15 protein-coding genes are annotated in these 25,245 nt (G+C 70.3%); 8 read left to right on the top strand and 7 right to left on the bottom strand.

What is annotated here, in order from left to right; all coding sequences use genetic code 11:
- The first annotated feature begins 76 nt into the window (after window positions 1-76).
- The 3 genes from sucC to WMF34_RS46760 all read left to right on the top strand — a co-directional run bounded on the left by sucC (window position 77) and on the right by WMF34_RS46760 (window position 4,188).
- A complete protein-coding gene (gene sucC / locus WMF34_RS46770; RefSeq protein WP_012241751.1) occupies window positions 77-1,273 on the top strand; it encodes an ADP-forming succinate--CoA ligase subunit beta in 1,197 nt (398 codons plus the stop codon).
- A 95-nt stretch (window positions 1,274-1,368) separates the two neighbouring features.
- Window positions 1,369-2,250 carry a succinate--CoA ligase subunit alpha gene (gene sucD / locus WMF34_RS46765; RefSeq protein WP_012241750.1) on the top strand — a complete coding sequence of 294 codons (882 nt, stop codon included), beginning with the start codon at window positions 1,369-1,371 and terminating at the stop codon, window positions 2,248-2,250.
- 246 nt (window positions 2,251-2,496) lie between these two features.
- The gene (locus tag WMF34_RS46760; protein ID WP_437991883.1) at window positions 2,497-4,188 is read left to right on the top strand and encodes a serine/threonine-protein kinase; all 1,692 of its coding nucleotides are present in this window, start codon (window positions 2,497-2,499) and stop codon (window positions 4,186-4,188) included.
- Between the two features lie 47 nt (window positions 4,189-4,235).
- On the opposite strand, the gene WMF34_RS46755 is transcribed toward WMF34_RS46760, so the two are convergent.
- From WMF34_RS46755 to WMF34_RS46745, 3 genes are all read right to left on the bottom strand, one after another.
- Window positions 4,236-5,273, bottom strand: coding sequence for an oxidoreductase (locus tag WMF34_RS46755; RefSeq protein ID WP_437991882.1), 1,038 nt, complete (start codon window positions 5,271-5,273; stop codon window positions 4,236-4,238).
- A 61-nt stretch (window positions 5,274-5,334) separates the two neighbouring features.
- Complete coding sequence (locus WMF34_RS46750) at window positions 5,335-6,066, bottom strand: hypothetical protein (protein WP_012241748.1); 732 nt, start codon at window positions 6,064-6,066, stop codon at window positions 5,335-5,337.
- Window positions 6,063-7,358 (bottom strand): AAA family ATPase, encoded by a 1,296-nt coding sequence (locus tag WMF34_RS46745; protein ID WP_012241747.1) that lies wholly within the window; start codon window positions 7,356-7,358, stop codon window positions 6,063-6,065. The genes WMF34_RS46750 and WMF34_RS46745 overlap by 4 nt, the downstream gene beginning before the upstream one ends.
- A 559-nt stretch (window positions 7,359-7,917) precedes the next feature.
- Here WMF34_RS46745 and WMF34_RS46740 point away from each other — a divergent pair.
- The 3 genes from WMF34_RS46740 (at window position 7,918) to WMF34_RS46730 (ending at window position 15,707) form a co-directional block, all read left to right on the top strand.
- Window positions 7,918-8,934 (top strand): hypothetical protein, encoded by a 1,017-nt coding sequence (locus WMF34_RS46740; protein ID WP_437991881.1) that lies wholly within the window; start codon window positions 7,918-7,920, stop codon window positions 8,932-8,934.
- Entirely contained in the window at window positions 8,828-10,297 is a 1,470-nt protein-coding gene (locus WMF34_RS46735; protein WP_437991880.1) for an HTTM domain-containing protein, read from the top strand. The genes WMF34_RS46740 and WMF34_RS46735 overlap by 107 nt, the downstream gene beginning before the upstream one ends.
- Before the next feature lie 283 nt (window positions 10,298-10,580).
- Window positions 10,581-15,707: an AAA family ATPase gene (locus tag WMF34_RS46730; protein ID WP_437991879.1), complete on the top strand. Its 5,127-nt coding sequence runs from the start codon at window positions 10,581-10,583 to the stop codon at window positions 15,705-15,707.
- Between the two features lie 82 nt (window positions 15,708-15,789).
- Here WMF34_RS46730 and WMF34_RS46725 read toward each other — a convergent pair whose 3' ends face one another.
- Window positions 15,790-19,317, bottom strand: a complete 3,528-nt coding sequence (locus WMF34_RS46725; protein WP_437991878.1) for a PHP domain-containing protein — start codon at window positions 19,315-19,317, stop codon at window positions 15,790-15,792.
- A 156-nt stretch (window positions 19,318-19,473) separates the two neighbouring features.
- Window positions 19,474-20,955, bottom strand: coding sequence for a porin (locus WMF34_RS46720; protein ID WP_437991877.1), 1,482 nt, complete (start codon window positions 20,953-20,955; stop codon window positions 19,474-19,476).
- 456 nt (window positions 20,956-21,411) lie between these two features.
- Between WMF34_RS46720 and WMF34_RS46715 the strand changes: the two genes are divergently transcribed.
- Window positions 21,412-21,867 carry a hypothetical protein gene (locus tag WMF34_RS46715; protein ID WP_437991876.1) on the top strand — a complete coding sequence of 152 codons (456 nt, stop codon included), beginning with the start codon at window positions 21,412-21,414 and terminating at the stop codon, window positions 21,865-21,867.
- 165 nt (window positions 21,868-22,032) lie between these two features.
- Window positions 22,033-22,755: a hypothetical protein gene (locus WMF34_RS46710; RefSeq protein ID WP_012241740.1), complete on the top strand. Its 723-nt coding sequence runs from the start codon at window positions 22,033-22,035 to the stop codon at window positions 22,753-22,755.
- A gap of 216 nt (window positions 22,756-22,971) precedes the next feature.
- Here WMF34_RS46710 and WMF34_RS46705 read toward each other — a convergent pair whose 3' ends face one another.
- Window positions 22,972-23,556, bottom strand: coding sequence for a hypothetical protein (locus WMF34_RS46705; RefSeq protein WP_437991875.1), 585 nt, complete (start codon window positions 23,554-23,556; stop codon window positions 22,972-22,974).
- Between the two features lie 140 nt (window positions 23,557-23,696).
- A complete protein-coding gene (gene fumC / locus WMF34_RS46700; RefSeq protein ID WP_437991874.1) occupies window positions 23,697-25,121 on the bottom strand; it encodes a class II fumarate hydratase in 1,425 nt (474 codons plus the stop codon).
- Between the last annotated feature and the right edge of the window lie 124 nt (window positions 25,122-25,245).

The raw sequence follows: 25,245 nt of genomic DNA, 5'->3' as shown, positions 1-25,245 counted from the left end.
GCACACTGACGTCCGTCGACCCTGTTTTTCGAGTCTCGCGCGGGCGCGGCCTTGTGATAGGGTGGCGGCCCCTCTCATGAAAATCCACGAGTATCAAGGCAAGCAGCTCTTCGCTCGCTACGGAGTGCCGGTACCGAAAGGGGAGCCCGCTTTCCAGGCGAGTGAGGTGGCGCCGATCGCCGATCGGCTGATCGCCCAGACAGGCAACCCGGTCGTCGTCGTGAAGGCGCAGATCCACGCGGGCGGCCGCGGCAAGGGCGGCGGCGTCAAGGTCGCGAAGGGTGGCAGCGCGGAGGCGACCGCCCTCGCCGAGAAGATCCTCGGCATGCAGCTCGTCACCAAGCAGACGGGCCCCGAGGGGCAGAAGGTCCGGCGGCTCTACATCGAGCAGGGCCTCGACATCGCGCGCGAGCTCTACTTCGCGATGCTCGTCGATCGCGAGCGCCGCCGCATCGCGGTGATCGCCTCGACCGAGGGCGGCATGGACATCGAGGAGGTGGCCCACAGCACGCCGGAGAAGATCTACAAGCTCTTCATCGATCCGGTGCTCGGCCTCGCCCCGTACCAGGGGCGGCAGCTCGCGATCGCGCTCGGGCTCACCGCGAAGGAGACGCAGCGCCAGTTCCTGAAGCTCGTGGCCTCGCTCTATGCGTGCTTCACCGCGGAGGACTGCTCGCTGCTCGAGATCAACCCGCTCGTCGTGACCGGCGCCGGCGACGTCTTCGCGCTCGACGCGAAGGTGAGCTTCGACGACAACGCCGAGTTCCGGCACGCCGACTGGAACGGGATGCGCGACGTCGACGAGGAGGATCCGGTCGAGCTGCAGGCGAAGCGGGCCGGGCTGTCCTACGTGTCGCTCGACGGCGACATCGGCTGCCTCGTGAACGGCGCCGGGCTCGCGATGGCGACGATGGATATCATCCTCCATTACGGCGGAAAGCCGGCGAACTTCCTGGACGTCGGCGGCGGCGCCTCGCAGGAGCAGGTGAAGACCGCGTTCCAGATCATCCTCCGGAGCGAGCGGGTCCGCGGCATCTTCGTGAACATCTTCGGCGGCATCATGCGCTGCGACGTCGTCGCGGCCGGGGTCATCGCCGCGGCGAAGGAGCTCGGGCTCAAGGTGCCTCTCGTGGTGCGCCTCGAGGGGACGAACGTCGAGGCCGGCCGCAAGCTGCTCGACGAGAGCGGCCTGACCATCCAGTCGGCGAGCTCCATGGCCGACGGCGCGCAGAAGATCGTGGCCGCCACGCGCGGCGGCAAGGCCGGCGCCTAGGGCGCCCGCGAGCACCGAGCCTCGAACCCAGTTGAGCAGCGAGCCAGCGGCGGTGGCCGAGCTCCTGTCCACGTTGAAGGTAGAGTAATCAAGCGATGAGCATCCTCGTCAACAAGGACACGCGGGTCGTCTTCCAGGGCATCACGGGCGCCTACGGGTCGCAGCACGCCCGCGCCTGCATCGAGTACGGGACGAAGGTCGTCGCCGGCGTGACGCCGGGCCGCGGCGGCCAGCGATTCGAAGACAAGGTGCCAATCTTCGACACGGTCGAGCAGGCCGTGCGCAACGAGGGCGCCGAGGTCTCGTGCATCTTCGTGCCGCCGGTCGGCGCGGCCGACGCGATCACCGAGGCCATCGATGCGGGCTGCAAGCTCGTCATCTGCATCACCGACGGCGTGCCGGTGCTCGACATGATCCGCGTCCGTCGCTTCCTCGAGGGGAAGCCGGCGCGGCTCATCGGGCCGAACTGTCCCGGCGTGATCACCCCGGGAGAGTGCAAGATCGGGATCATGCCGGGCCACATCCACAAGAAGGGCCACATCGGCGTCCTCTCCCGCTCGGGCACGCTGACCTACGAGGCGGTCGGCCAGCTGAGCGCCCTCGGCATCGGGCAGTCGAGCTGCGTGGGCATCGGCGGCGATCCAGTCGGCGGCATGGACTTCATCGACGTGCTCGAGCTCTTCAACCAGGATCCCGACACCCACGGCGTGGTGCTGATCGGTGAGATCGGTGGGACGGCCGAGCAGCGCGCGGCGGCGTGGATCAAGAAGAACATGAAGAAGCCGGTGGCCGCGTTCATCGCCGGCCGCGCGGCGCCTCCGGGCAAGCGCATGGGCCACGCTGGCGCGATCATCGCGGGCGGCGAGGGCACGGCGGCCGAGAAGATCGCGGCGCTCGAGGCGGCTGGGGCCAAGGTGGCCGCCACGCCGGCCGAGATGGGCGTCGCGATGCAGGCGGCGATGGCGGCGGCGCGCTGAATCCACGCCAGGGCGGAGCCCGTCTCATGCAGACGGAGCTCTGCCCTCACGACACGTTCTGCCTTCGCCATCTCCTGGCTCGATCAGCGCACGCGGCGATCAGCGCCTGAGGCCAGCTCTTCCGCGCTCGTAGTGGCGGCAATGGATTCCTGATCGGCTCAGCACTCCGTACGGAGAGCCGCAAGCACCCTGTGACAGGCGGCTGTTGCACCGCAAAACTTGCTCCGGTAGCGTGGCCCACCACGCGTGCTCGGTCAGATCCTCGACGGGAAATACACCATCGTCCGTCTCCTCGGGCAGGGCGGGATGGGCTCGGTATACGAGGCCGTCGAGCTCGTCTCTGACCGGCACGTCGCGATCAAGGTCATCCACGCGGAGAAGAAGCTCAGCGACGATCTCGTACGCCGCTTCCGACGCGAAGCGAAGGCGGCAATGGCCGCAGCGTCGCCGCACATCGCACAGGTGCTCGACGCTGGGGTCGAGCCGACGACCGGGACCCCGTACATGGCGATGGAGTACCTCGTCGGAGGAGATCTAGAGGATCTGCTCCGACGCCTGGGACCGCTGCCGCCTTCCCTGGCGCTCCGGATCCTCGGCCAGGCGTGCATGGGCGTGCAGCACGCGCACGGGGCGGGCATCGTGCACCGGGACATCAAGCCAGCGAACCTGTTCCTCGCCCGCGCGGATGACGGGGAGATCGTGGTCAAGGTTCTCGATTTCGGGATCGCCAAAATCAGGACGGATCCCGCATATGGCATCGACACAACCGCGCTGACAAGCTCGGGGACCTTGCTCGGATCGCCGGTTTACATGTCGCCCGAGCAGGCGCGGGGCATCAAGAGCGTCGATCATCGGACCGACATCTGGTCGCTCGGCGTCGTGCTCTATCGCGCGCTCACTGGCCGCACGCCTCATCAAGGGGCCGACGCGCTCGGCGATCTCATCCTGGCCATCTGCACGAAGCCGCCGCCGCTCGTGCAAGATCTCGCGCCCTGGGTGCCACCCGAGCTCGCGTTCCTCTGCCATGCCGCGCTCAGGATCGAAGCCGACGATCGCTTCCGAACCGCCGAGGCGATGCTGCGCAGCATCCGCGCGCTCGCGCCCGGAGGCCTCGGACTGCGCGAGGAGTTGCTCGCCCCGCTCACCGAGACGGAGCGCACGGTCGTCGCGCATCGGCTCGACTGCACGACAGCGCGGATGCCGTCGATTCCGCTTGCCGCTGACGACGCGCAGGCCGAGCTTTCGCCGTGCGACACAGTCGCCGCGAGCCAGGCGCTCCAGGGGGCCTCCCCGGGCGGGGACCACTTGGCCCCGGCGTCGGGGCCCGGCCATCACGGCACGACGCCCCGAGAATCCAGCGGCATGCTCCGGCGCATAGGAGCGCTCGGAGCCGCGCTGGCGCTGGCGCTGGGCGGAGCGGCGGTGGCAGCAAGGGCGTTCCGGAAGGCAGACGCACGCTCCGAGGAGCAGCAATCCATGGCGCGAGGCTCGGCTGCGCAGCCCGAAGCCACCGCGCCGGCGAGCGTGCCGCGCGTCGCCATCCGGATCTCCCCGCAGGATGCATCCGTCGAGGTCGACGGCGTGAGGGTGAATCCGAACAACGGAGCCATCGAGCTCGTCGGCGCGCTCGGGACAGTGCGCCGCGTCCGCCTCTTCAAGGATGGATCGGAGCTGGTAGACGAGGTGATCATCACCCCGCGGGGCGCGCGACCGGAGGCGCTGGAGCTCGCCGCGGCGGCTCCCAGGCGGCGCGACGCCGTGGAGAACGCGCCGCCCTCCTCTGCTGCCGCGCGCGACGGCGCTGTTCCTCAGAATCCTAAGAAAAAGAGGGGGACGATCACCCGTTCGCCGTCGACGCCCAAGGCAGATGCGCCGCCTCCACCCAAGGAGATCACGGTCCCGCCGATCTCGGACATACACGAGCCATTCAATAAATAGCGTGCCCGCGCATCGCAGCGGTGTCTGCGTGCGTGACCCCTCGCCGCTCAATCGAGCGGTATCGTCCGCCGCTCGGCCGCGCTCTTCATCGCGGCCTCGATGACGCGGATCACGTCGCGCGCCTCCTCGGCGCGCACCGGCGGCGGGACGCCGTCGAGGATCGCCGCCGCGATGCCCTCGTAATAGGCCTCGTAGGCGCCGGGCAGGCTCTCGATCGCGCGGCGCTCGCCGCCCGCCGTGACGAGCGTGCCGAACCAGCGCGGGTCCTCCCGCCCCCACTCCGGTACGCCCGGGCGAACGCCCGCCTTGAGGGCGTCCTCCTGGCCGTCGATCCCGTACTTGAGGAAGCTCCCGCCGTCGCCATGGACCGCGAAGCGCGGCCCCGGCTCGGGCACCAGCGTCGAGGAGCGCACGATCACCCGGCGCTTGCCGTGGTCGAGCGTCAGGTGGAAATAGTCCACCGTGCGCGCCCCGGAGCGCTGCGCGAGGACGTCGGCGGTCACCGCGCGCGGCAGGCCGAAGAGCACGAGCGCCTGGTCGATCAGGTGCGCGCCGAGGTCGTACAGGATCCCCGAGCCCGGCGCCTCCTGCTCTCGCCAACCCTGCTTGATGGTTGGGCGGAAGCGATCGAAGTGCGCCTCGTACGAGGCCACCTCGCCGAGCAGGCCCTGCTCGATGCAGCTGCGCACGGTGCGGAAGTCCGCGTCCCAGCGGCGGTTCTGGAAGACCGAGAGGAGCCGGCCTCGGCGCGCGGCCAGCGCGATGAGCTCGTCGGCCTCGGCGCTCGTGATCGTGAACGGCTTGTCGACGACCACGTGCTTGCCCGCCTCGAGCGCGGCGCGCGCGAGCGGGAAGTGGGTCTCGTTGGGCGAGGCGATGACCACGAGGTCGATCCCCGGCTCGGCGATCAGCACCTCGGGCGTCGGATGCACGGCGACGCCCGAGTGGTCGGCCATGACCTGGCCCTCCCGGCGGGTCGCAATGGCGGCGAGGCGCAGCCGAGAGACGGACCGTATCAGCGGGGCGTGGAAAACGGCGCCGGCAAGGCCGTAGCCGACGAGGCCGACATAGACGCGCTGGGACATGGCAGGACGGGCTCGTCCGGGACGCTAACCCGAAGAGGCGCTGGGGGAAAGGCCCGGTCGCTCAGCCTCCCGCACGCCGCCGGTCAGGCCGCCGAAGCGCCGTCTCGACGGCCTCAGCCAGGCGCGGAGCCCTGCGGCGCAATCCCTTCAGCGTGAGGTCCTCTTCGAGGAACCACCGCCAGTGCGTCTCGTCGTCGGCGATCGTTGCGGGATCAAGACCTCCCAGGCGGCGTTGCACGGCTTTACCGATCAGGGGGGCTTTCCTGGAAAGCCACGAGAGCGTCACCTCGCCGTTCAAAAATTCGTCGTACCACGACTGGCGTTGCTCGAGGATGCCGTCGTCGTCCTGCAAACGCAGCGTCTTCAGCGTGAAGCGAGCCCGATCGCGCTGCTCGGCGGGGATGAGCTCCTCGACCATCACGAGCTCGAGCGACGGCAGGAGGATCTCGAACCAGCCGTCCTCGATCTCGAAGGGGTCGAGCACGCGGTCGTTCCACGTCCCCTTCCTGCTGTTCATCTCCCCGGACGCGAACCGATAATTGTCCCAATCGTACGTCCTCTCGGGGTGCGTGGAGCGGCTCAGGTAGTGATCGACCGTGCCCCGGGGGGTCCACATCGCCGAGTAGCCGCAGCGATGATTGAACCCATCGGCGAGGAGGTGGGTCATCGGGCGCCAGAGCGCCGGCATGGCCTCCGGCGGCGCGTCCGGATGCTGCGCGAGCCACGCGTTGCCGGGCGCCCGCACCTCTTCATCGAAGCTCGTCGGCTCCGGGAGCAGCTCGACCCGGATCACGTTCCGCCCTCCTCGACGAAGGCCCGCCATCGGGCCCAGAACGGATCTTGATCGGCGAGCGTGTCGTGGAGAGCGCGGTCGACCTCCTCGCGCGTCCTGGAACGGCGAGGCTCTTCCCCGCGCATGAGCGCGCTCGCATCGTCGATCGCCTGCTCCGCTTCGATCGACCGCGCGCGACGGAGGTTGAACGCAGGCGACGTGAGCCAGCGGGACGCATCACCGAAGCGCGCCCAGGGCACCTCTCGGAGCGCGACGGTGCGCGCCTCGAGGTCGAACACGAAGAGCTTGTCCTGCTCTGGATCGAAGCAGGGCTCGAGCGACGCGAGGACCATCGGCGCGTGCGTTGTGAGGTGCGCTTGGACGCGCATCGACGGAGCGAGGGCCTCTAGCACCCTGAGGAGCGCCGGAGCGATGCGGCGCTGCCACTCCGGGTGGAGGTGGTTCTCGACCTCGTCCACGAGAAAGACGAGCTCGCTCATAGGCTCCTGCTTCAGCAGACGGCTCGCCTCCACGTGCTCGTGCCACGCCCAGACGATCAGGTACGCGAGGCTGATGATGCGTCGCATCCCAGCGGAGGCGTGGATCACCGGCACCTCTCCGTAGCCGGTATCGATGGTGGGGAATTCGCGCGTGTCGTCCAAGAAGAGGCGGACCGGTTTGCCAGCGAGGATCGTCTCGGCGCCCGCCTGCGGGTTGGGGGAGAGCTGCTCGAGAGCCTCACAAAGATGCCGAAATGCTCGTCCCCCCTGTGTCTCGGGCTTCTTCTCCTGCCAGCTCACCCAGTCGCGGATGAGACCATTGCAGACGGTCTTCCCCTGATGCGTTTTACCGTCCAAGATTTCATCAGGATCGAAGAGGTACGCTGGCGGGCGTCGCGTGGTACCTGAGCCAGCGAACAGAGAGGTCTGCTTCGATCCGCGTGGTCGCTTGTAGTCCTCCGGATCGAGGTTGCGAGCTGGATCCCACAAGGCGAAGGAGCCATCCGCCCGCGCATACAACACGAGCGCGCCAGCCCGCGTAGGGGCTTCGCTCCACCCTTGGGACTCGAACTGGAACCAGGACGCGTTGCCGGTACCGTCATCCATTTCATAGGATATTTTGGGCTCTTTTGCTCCGCCCAGCGGCCATGCAGGGCTCCCTGCCCAGGTCCCCGACAGCGCCCACCAGATCACGTCCAGTACGAAGCTCTTTCCGAGGCCGTTGTCCCCCGTCATCACGTTGAGCCGCCGGCCGAGCTCCAGGTGCAGCTCGGGGGCTGGTCCGACGTCCACGAGTTCCAGGGTGCGCAGCATGACCGTCCTCCTGTACCAGAAGGTCCAGGCCGTGCCCAACGTGTAGGCGGGAAGCGTACCGGAGCCCGCAGACGCTCACCTCGTTGCCGTGAGCCGAGCGGCGCCGGGCGCCGCGGCCACACGCTTCGCGCCGGCAGCAGGCCCTGGCGCGCACCTCGGCGAGGCGTACGACCGGGGCGCCCCGGAGGCGTGGGAGGGCGGCAGGCGGGCCGCCGGAGGCGTCCACAACGCTCGCGATCGGGCCTGACGAACCGCCAGGGCCGCCCGCAACGCTCGCGATCGGGCCTGGCGAACCGCCAGGGCCGCCCGCAACGCTCGCCATCGCACCTGACGAACCGCAACGAGCGTTCACAGCGCTCGTCACCCCATTTGGCACTCTGCACAACGCTTCTTCGAACCCTACGATCTCACGCCGGGGGCACGCACGAGCGACGATCACGGGCGAAGTGGTCACCGCACCTCCAATGTCGTCGCCCATGACCCCCTTCGCCGCAGCGCGAGGCGGTTCGTGCAGACGCGGCGCGGCGGTTGCGATACCCTCCTGCGCTTGGAGGCTTTGATGCAAGCCAAGAGCATCCTTTCCGTGGTGGCCCTGACCACCTTGATCGCCGGCAGCCCCTTCGCGGCAGGGTGCAAGACCACCGCCGAGGCCAGCGTGACCGAGGAATCGGTCCAGGCGGTCCCCGTGGCGATCGAAGATCCGTTGACCGAGGAGCACGACGGCGGCTCGGTCGGGTGGGATTTCGCGCCCGATGGCACCGTGAAGGCGATCGTGAAGGCGCCTGACGGCAAACCCATCGACAAGGACGTGAGCGGCACGCTCACCTGGAAAGGGCCGAACGGCGACGCGCAGGCCCCGCTCGCGCTCGACGCGAAGACAGGGCTCCTCGTCGCGACCGGGCCCAAGCTCGAGGCCGATCTCACCGAGGTGAAGTACAACATCATCGTCTCCGGGAAGCCGTGGAATGGCACGCTCCACGTGCCCTCAGGGGGCACGAAGGTCATCGTCGAGGGCGCGAGAAAGGCCGAGAAGAGGCCCATCCCCCCGGGCAAGACGGGGCCGAACGGCGGGGTGATCCAGGTGGTCGGCGACGACACGATCGAGGTCGTCGCCGATAAGGCCTCCGGTCAGGTCAGGGTCTACGTCCTCGACGCGGACCTGAAGCCGGTCCCCGTCGGCAACCGCAAGATCAAGCTCGGCTTCGTGGGACAGGGCTCCGAGCTCGTCGTGCTCACCCCCGGCCCGGGCGGCCTCTACTGCGTCGGCAAGGTCGCGGCGAAGGTCAACCCGGTGAAGCTCACGGTCGTCGTGGCGCACCCGACGCACGCCGACGTGGTGCTCGTCGGCTACCGCCCCGGCGTGCACGTCGTCGTCGGCCCGAGCGCGCCGGCCGTGAACGTCGTGGTGGCGACGGCGTGGAACGTGGATGTGAGGGTCAACAGGGCTCCTGGCGTGGTGGTGGTCCACGATGACGACGACGATGACGACGGCCGGCCGGTCCACATCCACGTTCACGGCAAGCACAAGCACAAGCACAAGCACAAGCACCACCCCCACCATCACCACGACCACTAGGAGCCCCCTCGCGCGGCGCTGGGCGGCCTACCTCAGCGCCGAGGTCGACGCCGCCTCGCTCGCCGTCTTCCGCGCCGGCTATGGCGCCCTGATCGCGTGGGAGGTCGTCCGGTACGCCCTCCACGATCGGATCTACCGCTATTACATCGAGCCTGGCTTCTTCTTCAGCTTCGTCCCCTTCGTCCGCCCGTGGGGCGGGACTGGGATGTACTGGCACTTCGGCGCCCTCTTCGTCCTCGCGCTGCTCTGCGCCGTCGGGCTCTTCTACCGGGTGAGCGCCGCGCTCCTCTGCGCCGCGCTCACCTATGTCTTCCTCCTCGACAAGGCGCAATACCTCAACCACCTCTATCTCCTCTGCCTCCTCGGCCTGCTGCTCGCCGCCGCCCCGGCGCACCGCGCGCTCTCGCTGGATCGCCTCCGCGCGCGGCGCGCCTCGCCCGCCGGGGCGGCGCGTGACACTCCGGCGGAGACCGTGCCGCGCTTCTATCTCTTCGCCCTGAAGGCCCAGATCGCCATCGTCTACTTCTACGGCGGCGTCGCGAAGCTGAACGGCGACTGGCTCCGGGGGCAGCCGCTCACCACGTGGCTCGCCGCGCACGGCGACGCGCCCCTCGTCGGACCGCTCCTGGCCTCACAGGCAGCAGGGCTCGCGCTCTCGTATGCCGGGCTCTTCATCGACCTCTCGATGGGCTTCCTGCTCTTCTCCCGGCGCACCTTCCCCTTCGGGGCGGCGCTCGCCGTGGCGTTCAACCTCTCCAACGCCCTCCTGTTCAACATCGGTATCTTCCCCTACGCGATGATCGCCTCGCTCGCGCTGTTCGGCGATCCCTCGTGGCCGAGGCGGCGGCTGCCCTTCCTGTTCAAGGGCGCGGACGCCCCCGGCGACGCCGCCCGTGCCCCCTCGCCCGCCGCGCCGCGCCGGAGCGCGCTGCCGCTCGCGCTGCTCCACGGATATCTCCTGTTCCACCTCGTGGTGCCGCTCCGGCACTGGGTCTATCCGGGCGACGTCGCCTGGAACGAGGCGGGACACCGCTTCTCGTGGCGCATGAAGCTGCGCGACAAGAACGTGAGCGAGCTCGGGATTCACGTGCTGGATCCGAGGACCGGCGTGCGCGAGCCGCTCGACGTCGAGGCCTGGCTCACGGACCGCCAGCTCGGGGAGATGTGCGCGCGGCCCGACATGCTCGTCGACTTCGCGCACCACGTGGCCGATCGCTTGCAAAAGGACTCCGGGGTGCGGCCCATCGTCACGGCCAAGGTCGTCGCGTCGCTGAACGGAGGTCCCCTCCGCGACCTCGTCGATCCGACGCTCGATCTCGCGTCGCAGCCGCGCGGGCTCCTCGCGGTCGTGCAGCCACCCTAGCGCCGCGTCGCCAGGCTGGTCCTTGCTCGCGCACACACCGCAGGCCCGGGAACACCTCACCCGCGCGCAGGAACGAACCCGGGCCCTTCGCGTCGAGTACTCGGCATCACAAACAACGACAAGCAACGCGACGCTGCAGCGTGACACAGCGCACGTCGAGCCCCCCTCCTGTGCACTCCCTGGGTGAATCCGCAGAAGACCGCCCTATACTGATCCTCCCCGGACGTACCCGGCCGCACGAGACGTGCGGACGAGGCCATCACGAGGTGGAGCGCAAGGACGTATGACCACCACAGCACCGTTCGATCTGCCAGGACACGTCGTCGAGCAGCTGATCCATGAGGGCGGCAAGACCCAGGTTTACCGTGGCCGCCGCGCCGCGGATCAGCGGCCGGTCGTCATCAAGACGCTGAAGGGGGAGCACCCGAGCGTCCGCGATCTCGCCCTGTTGCGGCACGAGTTCAGCCTCCTGCGCGATCTGGATCTCGAGTCCGTGGTGAGGGTGTGCTCGCTCGAGAGGACGCGCGGCGGCCTCGCCCTCGTCACGGAGGCGGTCGAGGGCACGACCCTGAGGGCGATCCTCGACGATCGCCGGCTGGATCTCCGCGCGGCGCTGGCGCTCTCGACGGCCATCGCCGACGCCATCGGCGCGGTGCACCGCTGTCACGTCACGCACAAGGACATCAATCCCAGCAACATCATCGTCAGCGCGGACCTGCGCCGCGCCACGCTCATCGACTTCGGCGCCTCGTCGCGGCTCAAGCAGGAGTTGCAACAGTCGACCTCGGCGTCCACCCTGCAAGGCACGCTCGCGTACATGTCGCCCGAGCAGACCGGGCGCATGAACAGGGGCATCGATTACCGCGCCGACCTCTACTCGTTCGGCGTCACGCTGTATGAAATGCTGACCGGAGCCCTGCCGTTCCCCGACGGCGATCCGGTGGACGTCCTCTACAGCCACATCGCGCGGCAGCCCGCCCCGCCGCACGAGCTCCGCGGGGATGTCCCCCGGCCGGTCTCCGAGATCGTCATGAAGCTCCTCGCCAAGGCGCCCGAGGACCGCTACCAGAGCGCGTACGGCGTCAAGGCAGACCTCGCGGAGTGCCTGCGCTCCCTCGAGCAGACGGGCCGGGTCCACCCCTTCCCCGTCGGTCAGCGCGATCGCAGCCTCGAGCTGCGCGTCCCGCAGAAGATCTACGGCCGGGACGCGGAGCGGGACCGGCTCCTGGCCGCCTTCGAGCGGGCCCGCGCGGGCGCCGCGGAGCTCGTGCTCGTTTCAGGCTACTCCGGCGTCGGCAAGAGCGCGCTGGTCCACGAGACCTACAAGGCCATCGCCAGGGTCGGCGGCCACTTCGCCCACGGCAAGTTCGATCAGCTGAACCGCGGCGTGCCCTGCGCCTCGGTCGTCCAGGCGTTCAGGGGGCTCGTGCAGCAGCTCCTCTCCGAGCGGACAGACGCGCTGGCCCACTGGAGAGCGGAGCTCGGCGCGGCGCTCGGGCCGAACGCCGGGCTCCTCGTCGACCTCATCCCCGAGCTCGCGCTCATCGTCGGCGAGGCGCCCGCGGTCGCGGCGCTCGGCCCCTCCGAGTCGCAAAACCGCTTCGACATGGTGTTCCGGAGCTTCCTTGGCGTGTTCGCCGCTCCGTCGCACCCGCTCGTCCTGTTCCTCGACGACCTCCAGTGGGCGGACCCGGCGTCGCTCAGGCTGCTCAGGCTCCTGCTCACCGACGCCGACACACGCCATCTCCTGGTCGTCGGGGCCTACCGCGACAACGAGGTGAGCCCGGCGCACCCGCTCGTCATCACCCTCGACGCCGTCCGCGCCGCGGGCGCGGCCGTGACCGACATCCCCCTCGCCCCGCTCTCGCAGGACGACGCGACGGCGCTCGCCTCGGACGCCCTCGGACGCGCGGCGCAGGACGTCGCCCAGCTCTCCGAGCTCATCCACGACAAGACGCTGGGCAACCCGTTCTTCATGGGGCAGTTCCTGCGCATGCTGGGCGACGACGGGCTCCTCCTCTGCGATCCGGAGACCGGCAGATGGACATGGGATCTCGCAGCCATCGAGTCGCGGGCCGTGACGGACAACGTCGCCGACTTCATGATCGCCAAGCTGCAGAGGCTCGCGCCGCCCACCCAGCGCGCCCTGACGCTCGCCGCGTGCATCGGGCACCGGTTCGACCTGCGCACGCTCGCGACGATCTCCGAGCTTTCGGCCGCGCAGGCGGCGCAGGATCTCTGGGCGGCCATGCAGGAAGGGGTCCTGCTCCCCATCGACGCCGACTACCGGCTCGTGCACCCGGAAGACCCCTCCCACGGTGAGCCCGCGACCGACGCGTCGCTCGCCGTCTCCTACCAGTTCTTGCACGACCGCGTCCAGCAGGCGGCCTATGCCCTCATCGCGGACGAGCACAGGTGCGCCGCCCACCTGCGCGTCGGCCGCCTGATGCTGGCCAGCCAGCGCGGCGAGCCGCAGGAAGAGAAGCTGTTCGACACGGTAAACCATCTTAACTATGGCGCCGCCCTCATCGCCGATCCCGGCGAGCGCGATCTGCTCGCGCGCCTGAACCTGCGCGCCGGGAGGAAGGCCAAGGGCTCGACGGCGTACGGGGCCGCGGCGGAGTATTTCAGCGCCGGGCGGAGCGCGCTCGGAGACGACGGCGCCTCGGGGGATCACGCGCTGCGCTGGGCGCTCACGCTGGAGGCGGCCGAGTGCGAGTACCTGTGCGGCCGCTTCACCGAGGCCGAGGCGCTGTTCCAGCGGCTGCTCGAGGTGGCGGCGTCGGACCTCGATCGGGCGCGGGTCCAGAGCCTGCGGATGAAGCTCTATCAGGTCGCCGGCCGCTACGACGAGGGCGTCACCGTCGGACAGGAGGCGCTGCGCCTGTTCGGCGTCGAGATCCCCGGGGCGAGCGAGGAGATCGGCGCCGCCGTCTCCGCCGAGGTCGCGCAGATCCCGGAGAGCATGGCGGGCAGGAGCATCGAGGACATCCTGCACGCGCCGCTGCTCGCCGACGAGCAGATCCGCGCGGTCATCAACCTGCTCGCCGACTGCGCGCCCTGCGCGTACATCGGGCGGCCGGGCGTGTTCCCGCTCATCGCGCTGAAGATGCTGAACCTGTCGCTGCGGCACGGCAACACCGAGGCGTCGTGCTTCGCCTACAGCGTTTACGGGTTCATGCTTGTCGCGGCGTTCGGCGATATCCCGTCGGGATTCCGCTTCTCGGAGATGTCGATCCGGCTGAACGAGAAGCTCGGGGACGTCGCGCTGCGGGGGACGCTGCTGCACCTCCACGGCGATCACATCAACTTCTGGGTCCAGCACATCCGGAACGATCTCCCCATCCTGGAGCGGGCGTTCCTCGCGTGCATCGAGGCCGGCGACCTGGTGTACGCGAGCTACCTGGCCTTCGAGACCGTCTGGCAGGTCTACGAGAAGGGCGATCCGCTGGCGGAGGTCGACCGCGTCGCCGAGCGCTTCGCGTCGTTCGCGCGCAAGACAGGCAATCACGCCGTCCTCGAGACGATCCGGCTGGAGCAGCAGTTCCTGCGCAGCCTGAAGGGGCTCACGGCGGCCGACGCCTCGCTGAACGAGGAGGGCTCCGCCGAATTCTCGGAAGAAGCGTGCCTGGCCGCGCTCACCCGCGCGAGCTTCGGGTGCGGGATCGCCTTTTACCACATCATCCGGCTCATCCTCCTCTATTCCCACGGCCGCCCCGAGGAGGCGCTCGCCGCCGCGGAGGCGGCGCGCCCGGTGCTCGGGGCCGTCATGGCGATGCCGATCGAGGCGACCTACCACTTCTATCTCGCGCTCACGCTGGTCGCGCTCGGCGAGCGCGACGCGCGCGAGCGCGAGCGGCACGCCGGGGCGCTCTCCGCGTCGCTCGAGAAGCTCGAGCTCTGGGCCCGCCATTGCCCCGACAACTTCCGCGTGAAACTCGTCCTGGTCCTGGCCGAGGCGGCGCGCGCCTCCGGCCGCGACGTCGAGGCGATGGGGCTCTACGACGACGCCATCGACGCCGCCCGCCAGAGCGAGTTCGTGCAGTACGAGGCGCTCGCGTCGGAGCTGGCCGGCCTGTACTACGCCCGCAAGGGCCGGCGGCGCATCGCCACGCTCTACCTGGACGCGGCGATGCACGCCTACCGGCAGTGGGGGGCAGAGCGGAAGGCGACGGAGCTCGTCCGGCAGCACGGGCTCGACCCGCTCCCCATCGCTCGGGGGCCCGCGGCGGAGCACGAGAAGGCCGCCGCGAGGACGAGCTCCCTGTCGGTGAGCCACCCGCTCCTCCACAAGCTCGCCGACGTCGCGGCGGTGCTGCAGACGACGCAGGCGATCTCCAGCGAGCTCGTGCTCGGGAAGGCGCTCGACCGCGTGATGCGCGCCGTCCTCGCGAGCGCCGGCGGACAGCGCGGCTTCCTGGTGCTCGCGCGCGAAGAGCGGCTGTTCATCGAGGCGTCCGTCACCATCGATCCGGAGTCGGTCGAGGTGGAGCTCCGGCGTCCGCTGGAGGAGTCCTCGGCCCTGCCGGTCAGCGTGGTCCACTACGTGGCGCGGACGCGAGAGCTGCTCATCCTGGACGACGCCGCGGCGAGCCCTCGCTTCGCGGCGGATCCCTACCTCGCCGCGCACCGGCCAAGGTCGGTGATGGGCCTCCCGCTCGTCCACCAGAACCGGCTCACGGGCGTGCTGTACGTGGAGAACGCGCTCGCGAGCGGCGCCTTCACCCCGGAGCAGACCGAGCTGCTCCGCCTCCTGGGCGCGCAGGTCGCGGCGGCGCTCGAGAACGCGCAGCTCTACGGCCGGCTGCAGGAGGTGTCCGACAGGCACCGCGACATGAACGATCGGCTCGAGAGCGAGGTGCAGCGGCGCACCGAGGAGCTGTTCTCGCTCAACGAGCGCCTGTCGCAGAAGGCAGACGAGCTGAACCGGGCCAACGAGCTGTTGCTCGAGGAGCTCCGCGAGCGCGAGCGCGCCGAGCAGGCCCGGGCAGCGCTCCAGGAGGAGATCATCGGGGTGCAGCGGCTGCGCCTCTCGGAGATGGCGACGCCCATCATCCCGATCACCGATCGCGTCCTGGTCATGCCGCTCATCGGGACGATGGACGCGGCGCGCGCCGCGCAGGTGCTGGAGGCGACCCTCGCCGGGGTGGAGCGCCACAACCCGTCCATCGTGATCATCGACATCACCGGCCTGAAGCACGTCGACGCCGGGGTCGCCGACTCGCTGATCCGCACCGCCTCGGCGCTGCGGCTGCTCGGCGCGCAGGCGGTCTTGACCGGGATGCAGCCGGAGGTCGCCCGCGCGCTCACGCAGGGCGGGATCGACCTCCGAGGCCTCATCACGCGCTCGACGCTCCAGAGCGCCATCGCCCACGCGATCACGCCGTCCCCCGCCGCGCGGCCCCGCTGAGCGCGCGGCGCGCTCCGCCGTCGCCCCCGCCCGCTGGTGAGGTCTGCGCGCGGGCCGCGCCCGCGCGGCCATCGTTTGAGCGCTACGGCGACGCCTGCCTGTCCTCGCAGCGGCCGAGCACGAAGATCCCGCAGACGCGCTCGTTCACCAGGCACTGCTGCCCTTCCGGGCACTGCGACGGATCGAGCACGGCCGGGTCGCACGGCCTCGCGCAGAACGGGGGCGGGCCGCGCGGGGCGTCGTAGGCGCCGTTGCCGTCGCGATCCAGGAAGATGGGGTTCGTGACCGCGTAGGGCGCCACCGGGTACCAGTCGGGGACCGGGGGCGACGCCGTGAAGAACCGGGAGAGCGCCTCGACCTGCGTGAACGCGAGGCTCGCGACCCGGGGCAGCTGGAGCTCGCCGAACGACACCGGCAGCGCGACCGGCGTGAGGAGGTTCTCGTCGCGCAGGCCCATCGCCACCACCACGACCCAGCCGTCCGACGGCGGCGCCGGCAGCTCGAGCCGCTCGTCGACGTCCACGATCGCCGACGGCCCCGAAGGCGGCTCGAGCACCCGGACCAGGCGGCCGCTCACGTAGACCTCGACGCGATCCACGCCGAACCAGCTCGCCGTCTCGATCCGCAGGTCGAGCGGCACCGTGTCGCCCTCGACGCGCGCCACGCCGCCGAACGTCGCGCCGCCCACGCTCGCGCGGACGAATGGCCCGTACGTGGCGAACGCGCTGCCCGCGCGGAGCGACGCCGTCGCCTCGGCGAGATCGAGCGCCGCCGGCTGGTCGGTCCGCGAGCGGAAATAGGTGCGCGGGAAGCCCGGCTCCAGCGAGGCGCCGTGGCTGTCGCTGCTCCCCACCTGCGTCGGCGAGAAGCCGTGGTCGAGGTAGCGGAACAGGTCGTCGACCTGGCCCGCGTGGAAGGTGCACGGCCGATCCGCGTCCTCCGGCGGGACCGCGCCGCCGTCGCCTCCCAGGCAGAGCGCCTCCCCGTCGGCCGCGGTCGTGTCGAAGTCCCAGACGGCGTCCTGCTCCTCGGGCGTCCTCGTCAGGATCCGCTTGGTCACGCTCCAGGCGAGCGCCGAGCGGGCGCGCTGCTGGCACGCCGCGTACCGCTCGCCAGGCTTGCACGCCGGCAGGCCGAAAGGAAGCTCGGCGCACGCCGCGCGGAGCGACGCCTCGTCCGTCGCAGCGTCGATCCGGGACAGGCACCGGTTGAAATCGACGACCTCCTGCACGGTGGGGGTCCGGAGCAGATCGAGCCGCTTCCCGTTGAAGACCTCCATCGCGTCGAAATCGCAGCTGCCCGCCTGGAACAGCGGGTTGCTCGCCTCGAGCGTCGGGATCGACCGGCGCAGCGTGAAGGGGTCGACGCCGAGCTGGTCGATGTACCCGATGAACCCGTCGCGCGGGTGAGCGACGATCACGAGCGCGTCCTCGCCCTCCGCCGCCGTGCCGCGCACCCCGTCGATCACGTCCCCGCCCGCGCGGCACACCCAGTCGAAGACGCCGTGATCCGGCACGTCGAGCTCGTCGTAGCGGAGGGGGAAGCCGATGAAGTGCCCGAGCTCGAGCGTCGAGACCTCGGCGCCGACCGCCGTCTTCAGGTGCGGCTCGAGCCCCAGCTGCCTCACCGCGGGCGCGAGATCCGTGTGCACGTCGTGGTCGGTGGTCACCGCGACGTCGAGCCCCTCGACGACCGCCGAGGTCACCCGCTCCTCGAGCGGCAGGCCGCTGTCGAAGCTCGGGCGCTGGTGCAGGTGCATGTCGATCGACATCCAGCCCGTCGAGTCGACCTCGCGCGGCACGACCGCCTCGATCCGCCGGACCTCCCCGGCGCGCACCTCGAGGTCGGGGATCTCGAACCGGCCGAACTCGGGCCCGCGCGTGGCGAGGACGCGGTAGCGCCCGGGCTCGATCTCGACCGCGCCCTCGCCCGTCGCCGATCGCTCGATCTGCCGGACGCCGCTGCCGAGGCGGCCGTGGCCGAGGTAGACCCGCCTCGTGCCGTCGCCCTCGAGCGGCCGCCCCGCGGCGTCGAGCGCGACGAACGTCAGCTTGGCGGGCGCGAGCCGGCCCCCCTCGTCGACCACCCGGTACGCGAGCCGCGCGGGGCTCGGCAGCTCCGCCGCCACCGAGACCGTGGCCCCGGCGCCGAGCGCCACGCGGATCGGCGCCGACACGGCGGTGCCCTCGGGGTTCTCGGCGACGAGCAGGTAGCCGCCGGGCGCGAGCCGCGCGTGGAAATCGCCGTCCTCCACCGGATCGAGCCCGAGGTCGGCGTCGATGGAGCTGAGCAGCCCCACGTCCCCCGAGCGCGCGAGGTTCGCCTCGACCAGCGCGTCGACGCTCGCGAAGGCGGCGCCCGGGTCGGGGTCGCGGAAGACATGGACGCGCGCGTTCGGCACGGGCGCGCCCGTCGACCGCCACCGCACGGCGCCCTCGAGCGCGCCGGTCGGCGTGCCCCGGGCGCCGTACACCACCTCGGCGACGCTCGCGATGTCGCCCTCGCCCACGGCGAAGTAGCGCTCGTAGGTGAACGACCGCTTCCGGTCGCACGCCTCGTCGTCGGAGTCCGCCGCGAGGCAGCTCCGCCCGGCGCTCAGGAAGGCCGTCGCCGCGCTCGTGAAGACGGGGACGTTGACCGTGGAAGGCGGGCCGCCCTCCGGCGCCTTCGTGAAATAGCCGTAGCTGACGTCGCCGCCCGCCGCGGCGACGAAGTCGAAGCTGAGCGGCTGCTGGAACGTGTCCCGGCCGGCGAAGAGGGCGTCGAACACCGCCTTCTCCTCGTCGAAGCCCATGCCGGGGCCGAAGATGTCGTTCTGGTTGCCGAAGAAGACGAAATCGCCGGCGACGATCCCGCCCTTGCGCTCGGGATCTCCGTTCCGCTCGTCGCCAAGGATGCCCCTGAAGATGTCCGAGGGTCCCGCGTAGTTGTCGAGCGAGAGCGGCTCCCCGCAGGTGCACACGGGGCAGCCGTCGTCGCCCGACGCGAGGCCGTCCTCGCACTCGAGCGCGCACGAGGCGACGCTCGGGCACCCGAGCACCTCGTCCGGCAGGAGGAGCGTCGTGCGGATCGTGACGAACCGCTCGCCCGGGCGCAGGACGTAGTCGGTGCGGAAGCGCATCGCCGGCTTGAGGCCATCGAACAGGAGGCCGAGCAGGTCCTCCTGGGTCTTCAGCACGCCGAGCGCGTGGAAGAGGAAGCCGCCGTCGCCCTCGACCCGGACGATCGCCTCCTGCCCGTCGGAGCCGTCGTCGACAACGAAGACCTCGGTGGCGCCGGGGTCGGGCACGAGCAGGTTGGCGACAGGGAACGACTCGGCGAAGCGGTCGCGGCCCGACGCGCTCGCGAAGCGCGGATCGGGGCGGCGCAGGTCGGCGTCGACAAGCGAGCCGCCGTAGACGCCCGGCCCCGGCGAGTGGCGCGGGCCGAGGATCGCGACCCGGATCTCGTCGTTTTCCAAAAGGAAATCGCCGACATCGGCCATCGCCACCGGGCCGCCGACCAGCTCGAACCGGTCCTCGATCGGCTTGGCGCGCAGGAGGTTCGGCTCGTCGCAACCGACCAGGCCGAGCAGGGCGAACGACGCGATGGCGGAGCGGCGTTTTCGCATGGCGGGCCGCTAGAACGACAAGCGGGTCGAAGCCGCATGCAAGCAGCGAGAAGTCGAACCGCCAAGGCGCCATGAGACGCCAAGATTTTTGTGTTTTTCTTGGCGTCTCATGGCGCCTTGGCGGTTCATTTCTCTGGTTTCCAAGCTGTTCGGTGCCTAGAGGTTGAGCTGCAGCTGCAGCGCCACGGCGTCGTTGTCGAGCGCGACGCCGTGGCGCTCCTGCCGGTGGGTGAAGTCGGCCTGCGCCTTGAGCGTGTTGTCGATGAAGTGGTAGCTCGCGCCGGCGGTGAGGGCCCAGCTGTCCGTCTCGTCGGAGAGATCGAGGTTGGGATCGAGCCACTCGAACCGCGCGCTCACGCCGAGCTTGATGCGCCTCGCGAAATAACCCACCTCGCCGACGAGCCCTATCGACGTGACCGGGGCGAGCTGGCCGAGCGGCTGCGTCGGGGTGCTCTCGGGGTCGCTCTGGTTCCAGAGGAGCTCGGCCAGCGCGTGCGCGCCCGCGGCCTGGACCAGGACGTCGGCGCCGATGCCGTGGATGTCGCGCGTCCCGCCGTCGCTGAAGAAGTAGCTCGCGCCTGCGCCGACGCGGAGGCGCGAGACGGCGAGGTCCTGCACCGAGCGCGGGAGGGGGCCGAGCGGCTCGGTGGCGAGCCGCGCGACGTAGGCGATGTGGTCGAAGCGGTTGCCGAAGCTCGCGGCGTTCTCGACATAGCCGACGAAGAACTGATCCGAGCGCTGGAAGCCGTTGAACATGCCGGCGAAGTAGCTGAACGCCCTGCCCCGGAAGTGCCCCTCGACGTGGAGGCCGACCTGGCGGGAGGGCGCCATGGCGCGCACGGCGAGGGGCCGCTCGATGAGCGCGCCCTCGCCGGCGCCGGCCATCGCGGAGCGGCTGAACGGCACGTCGTGCGCGCCGAGATAGAGGTTCGCGAACGGGAAGTGGGCGTAGCCGATCCACGCCTCGGAGAGCCGCGCCGAGCCGTCCGCGCCCCCGGCGAGCTCGCCCGAGACCGCGAACGGCACGTACCCGGCGAGCCTCCCCGCGAAGCCGACGCGCGCGCGCCGCAGGCGGAACCCCTGGCCCTCGGCGACGTCGCCCGCCTGGAGGAAGGCGTCCTCGCCCACGTAGGGGACAGCCTGCGCCTGCACGAGCACGAGGGGAGAGAGCACGAGGCGGCCGATCGCGAGCTGGAACGGCGGTCCGCCAGCGGCCGGCGCGGCGGCCGCCCCGGCGGGCGGCGGCACGCCCGCGGCCGCGGCGGGCGGCGCGGCGCTGGACGGCGCGGCGCCTGCCGGCGACGTGCTGGCGGCGGCTGCTCCGGGTGCGGCGACAGCGGACGGCGCGACGGTGGCAGGCGATGCGTCCGGCGTGGCCGCGGGGGTGCCGGACGTGGCCCCGGCAGGTGGCGTGGCCGGCGCGCCGCTGGGCGGCGCAGCTCCGGAAGGTGGCGTGGCCGGCGCGCCGCCGGGGGGAGCCGCGCCGGGCGGCGGCGCGACCGGGATGGTCGGCGCGACGGGCGGGGGAACCGGAAGCGCGTCGGCGGTTGGAGGCTGCGCTGGCAGCCGCTGGGCGGGTTGCGCGCCGGCCAGCGGACACCAGAGCGCCACCGCTGCCGGGAGGACAAGGGCGAGCACAGCGCCGTCCAGCGCCGTGCTGCCCCCGCGGCGCCGCGGCCGGGTACATCGAGGATCCGCACCGCGACGAGTCCATGCGCAAGGTGTCATTGGCGTCCGTGCTGGCCGGCGGGCGAGAGGAATCGCAACGAACTCGGCGACAGCGCCGCTGGCAGGCGCCTTCGTCTATCCCACGTGTCGACAGGGTGTCAACGCGCCGCCTCACCCCCGCGCGCACCAGGCGTGTTGCCCTTTCCGGGCACCTGCGATGGGCGTACACTGATGGCTCCCGAACCCCGCGACGATCGACGTCGATCGCCGCCCGTTCCCGGAGGCGGGCTCGCCCCGCCGCCGCACGGAAGGCCGGAATGACCGGCGCTCCGCGCGGTCGACCTCTCGCTGGATGTCCGTCAGCCGCGCGAAGGCGCGCAAAGGAGGTGGTGAATGAGGGTGTGCAGGAGAATGCACGGAGCTGCCGTGGCGCTGCTCGCGGTGCTGGTTGCGCCTGGCCTGGCGCAGGCGCAGGAGGTCGGGCCGCCGCCCCGGTCGCCCGCAGAGCGGACTGCGACGGTGCTGTCCGACGCACAGTTCAAGGCGCGGTTGGAGGCGCTCGCAGCGGAGCTTCCGTCCGCGCAGATGGGACGTAACTGGAAGCGTGTGGTCGACGAGGCGCTACAGCGGGTGAGCGACCTGCCGCAAGCGAGCGCGCCGGAGCTTCCGTCCTCGGACATTCTTGAGGATCCCGAGGCGCTGGTGGGGCTCGACGACCCGACGCAGGGGTTTCCGGAGGCGGGCGCGACATTCGAGCTGGGCCGCTATGAGGTCACGCTCGCGCCGGTGGTGCTGCCCGTGTCGCCGGTGGTCTGGAACCTGCCTGGCGAGCAGGGGATCCTTCCCGGCGCACGGGTACGGCTACCGTGGGCCGTTCCTTGATAAGGTTGCGCGCGCCCGCCAGCGCTTTCCACTCCGACAGAGAGGTTGCCGTCTCCGCGGCTCTGGTGCAGCCCCTGAAGGAGCGGCTCGGGAGCTAGCCGCGTCGGGCTTGACGTTCCCCAGGTATCCGAGCCTCCTGTCCTGGCGCCTCGGCGCAGCTCCTCCATGCACCATCGCTCTGCCATCCTGCTTGTCATCGCGCTCGCGGCCGCCGCGTGCAATCAGGCGTGCCAGCCGACACCTTCGCCGGTCATCGCGCAACCGCCGAAGTCGGCCGACACGATCGTGGCCGCACCGGTCGGCGCCCCCTCGCCGGACACACCCGAGTCGACGGCGACCGAGGGGGCCGACGCAGGGCACGGCGCGGCGCCGGAGCCGGAGTCGGAGTCGGCGGCCGTGTTGCTCTCCACCGCGGGCGACATCGACGGCGTGCCCGGCGACGAGCAGATCACGCTGCGCGCCGGCGGAGTGTTGTCGGCCGGCGCCACATCGATCCATGTCGAGATCGAGCCGAGCCCCGAGGTGTACTGGAAGCAGCGCAGGCTCGGCGAGATCCTCCGCGACGTGCGCGGCGCGCGCGCGGCGACGGTGCAGTCGCTCGATCTCGGGGACCACGGCGCCGGGCCGATCACGATCCGGATCTCCGAGGAGAAGGCCGAGGTGACGTTCCTCGACGAGGTGTTCGTCGAGGCAGGCGGCGCGCGGATCCACCCCCGCAGCTGCGACGTCACGCCGAGCCCTGCGTACTGCGCCGCGGGCGAGCGTCCTCACGTCCTGCGCCAGGGCGATGCGCTCGATCTGGTGTTCGACGCGGGAGGACACGTCGTGTTGTTCGCCCGCGGCTACTACGTCCCGACGCCCACGGCGGCAACACGCGAGGTGCGCTGAGCGACCGGATCGTCGCGGGTCTCCGCCGAGCCACGGGGCGCGGCGAAGCGGCGCGTGTGCCCTGGGCCGGCGAGGCGACGCTCGCCGTCCCGCTCACGGACGTGCCAGACGGCGCTGCCGCCCTTCTCCTGCTGGACGCCATCGACGGGACGAGCAGGAGGAGCCTCCTTCAAGGCTTCGCGCGCAGCAGAGCCTCCGCCTCGTCGCGTCGCCCCGTCAAGGATCACGATATTGACTCTTATTGAACTTCACCAAGTACTCCGAGAAGACATCATTTTGCCTTTTTGTCCTGAACCGCGAATCGATATATTTTATCGACGCCTTCTCGAACAGCACAAGAAGATCATCAGGCTCCATGGCCGTATCGATAAACTCCACTTCTTCCAGGCCCCGGACCTCTTTTAGCGCTGAAGCATCCGAAAATCTCTTGCACCCCCAAACACGAAAACTCTTCAGCGAACCCAGGCCCTCGAGGCTGGGAAGCGCCAATTCACCCTTCATATTCAACAGGTGCAGCTCCTCGACTCGGCTCAGATCCGACAAGAACCCAAACCCTGAGCTCACCTTCACGCCATTCAAGAACAATCTCTTGAGCGTAGTCAGACATGAAAGCGAAGAAGGATCTTCGATTTTTGCATTCACGAAGCTCAGGTCTTCAATACCGCTCAGCTCTTTCAGGAACGACAAGGACGCATGATTGGTTCTCCAAAACTCAAACACGCTCTTGCTCCCATACCTGGCTTTGATAACCTCCTCCTCCAATGAGGTAAATTTATCCTCGACGACAACCTTACCTTTCACGAGCCTCACATTTTTTGACATGGATAGTACGCCCAACGGCCAGCCTACCGGCTTTTGAGCCGCGCCGGGCGCTCCGGGCGCGCTCCGGGCCACGACCCGAGGAGGGTCACCCGGCGGCCCTCGGGCCGGGGAGCCCGGCGCTACCCCTTCTTCGCCCCGGCCCCGCCCGCCCCCTCCGCCGAGGGCCCGATCATCCTCTCCGGCCGCACGATCGCGTCGAACGCCTCGCCATCGAGGATCCCCAGCGCGAGCGCCGCGTCGCGCAGCGTGGTGCCCTCGGCGTGCGCCTTCTTGGCGATCTTCGCTGCGTTGTCGTACCCCACGTGCGGGTTCAGCGCGGTCACCAGCATCAGGCTGTCGCGCAGGTTCCGCTCGATGCGCTCGCGGTTCGGCTCGATGCCCCGCGCGCAGTGCTCCTCGAACGACGCGCAGCCGTCGGCCAGCAGCCGGATCGACTGCAGCACGTTGTGCACGATGAGCGGCTTGTACACGTTGAGCTCGAAGTTGCCGCTCGCCCCGCCGATGCCGACCGCGACGTCGTTGCCGAGCACCTGCGCGCACAGCATCGTCATCGCCTCGGCCTGGGTGGGGTTCACCTTCCCCGGCATGATCGAGCTGCCCGGCTCGTTCTCCGGGATCGTGATCTCGCCGATCCCGCAGCGCGGCCCGCTCGCGAGCCAGCGGACGTCGTTCGCTATCTTGGTCAGGCTGCAGGCGAGCACCTTCAGCGCGCCGTGCGCCGCGACGAGGGCGTCGTGCGACGCGAGCGCCTGGAACTTGTTCGGCGCGGTGACGAAGGGCGCCCCCGTGAGCTCGGCGATCCTGGCGGCGACCTTCGCCGGAAACTCCGGGTGGGCGTTGAGCCCCGTCCCGACCGCCGTGCCCCCGAGCGCCAGCTCGCGCAGCGGCGGGAGCGCGCGCTCCACCGCGGCGATGCCGGCGTCGAGCTGCGCCACGTAGCCGGAGAACTCCTGCCCGAGCGTGAGCGGCGTCGCGTCCTGCAGGTGCGTGCGGCCGATCTTGACGATGTCCGCGAACGCCGCGCTCTTCTGCGCCAGGGTCTCACGGAGCCGGCGGACCTCCGGGAGCAGGCGGCGCTCGATCTGGAGCGCGGCGGCGACGTGCATGGCCGTCGGGAACACGTCGTTCGAGCTCTGCGACCTGTTCACGTCGTCGTTCGGGTGGACCGGCGATTTCGAGCCCATCACCCCGCCGCTCATCTCGATCGCGCGGTTCCCGATGACCTCGTTCACGTTCATGTTGGTCTGGGTGCCGCTGCCCGTCTGCCAGACGACGAGCGGGAAGTGGTCGTCGAGCTTGCCGTCGATGACCTCGTCGGCCGCCGCGACGATGAGCGCGCACCTGTCCGCCGGCAGGAGCCCCAGATCGCGGTTCACGAGCGCCGCCGCCTTCTTCACGGTGGCGAGCGCGGCGATCATCTCCCGCGGGAAGCGCTCGCCCCCGATCCGGAAGTTCTCGAGGGAACGCTGCGTCTGCGCCCCCCAGTAGCGGTCGTCCTGCACCGCGATCGGCCCGAAGCTGTCCTTCTCGATGCGCGTCCCCATGGCCGCGTCTTAGCGGCGGCGAACGCGCCCCTCAAGCGGCGCGAAGCCCTGTCGCCGGCCCCTGCGCCGGCGCGTAGACCCATTCGCGCCGCGGAGGCAAAAAGCGGGCGTGCTCTTGTTTTCC

Origin of the sequence: Sorangium sp. So ce145, from assembly GCF_051525985.1 — a bacterium.
In the GTDB taxonomy this organism is placed as follows: Bacteria; Myxococcota_A; Polyangia; order Polyangiales; family Polyangiaceae; genus Sorangium; species Sorangium cellulosum_B.
Note: the sequence above shows the minus strand (reverse complement) of the source record. Positions and strands in the feature narration are given on the sequence as shown.

What these genes read in the sequence shown, in the direction of transcription:
- sucC (WP_012241751.1), top strand. Translation starts at nt 77, where the DNA reads ATGAAAATCCACGAGTATCAAGGCAAGCAGCTCTTCGCTCGCTACGGA.
- sucD (WP_012241750.1), top strand. Translation starts at nt 1,369, where the DNA reads ATGAGCATCCTCGTCAACAAGGACACGCGGGTCGTCTTCCAGGGCATC.
- WMF34_RS46755 (WP_437991882.1), bottom strand. Translation starts at nt 5,273, where the DNA reads ATGTCCCAGCGCGTCTATGTCGGCCTCGTCGGCTACGGCCTTGCCGGC.
- WMF34_RS46745 (WP_012241747.1), bottom strand. Translation starts at nt 7,358, where the DNA reads ATGCTGCGCACCCTGGAACTCGTGGACGTCGGACCAGCCCCCGAGCTG.
- WMF34_RS46740 (WP_437991881.1), top strand. Translation starts at nt 7,918, where the DNA reads ATGCAAGCCAAGAGCATCCTTTCCGTGGTGGCCCTGACCACCTTGATC.
- WMF34_RS46735 (WP_437991880.1), top strand. Translation starts at nt 8,828, where the DNA reads ATGACGACGACGATGACGACGGCCGGCCGGTCCACATCCACGTTCACG.
- WMF34_RS46730 (WP_437991879.1), top strand. Translation starts at nt 10,581, where the DNA reads ATGACCACCACAGCACCGTTCGATCTGCCAGGACACGTCGTCGAGCAG.
- WMF34_RS46725 (WP_437991878.1), bottom strand. Translation starts at nt 19,317, where the DNA reads ATGCGAAAACGCCGCTCCGCCATCGCGTCGTTCGCCCTGCTCGGCCTG.
- WMF34_RS46710 (WP_012241740.1), top strand. Translation starts at nt 22,033, where the DNA reads ATGCACCATCGCTCTGCCATCCTGCTTGTCATCGCGCTCGCGGCCGCC.
- fumC (WP_437991874.1), bottom strand. Translation starts at nt 25,121, where the DNA reads ATGGGGACGCGCATCGAGAAGGACAGCTTCGGGCCGATCGCGGTGCAG.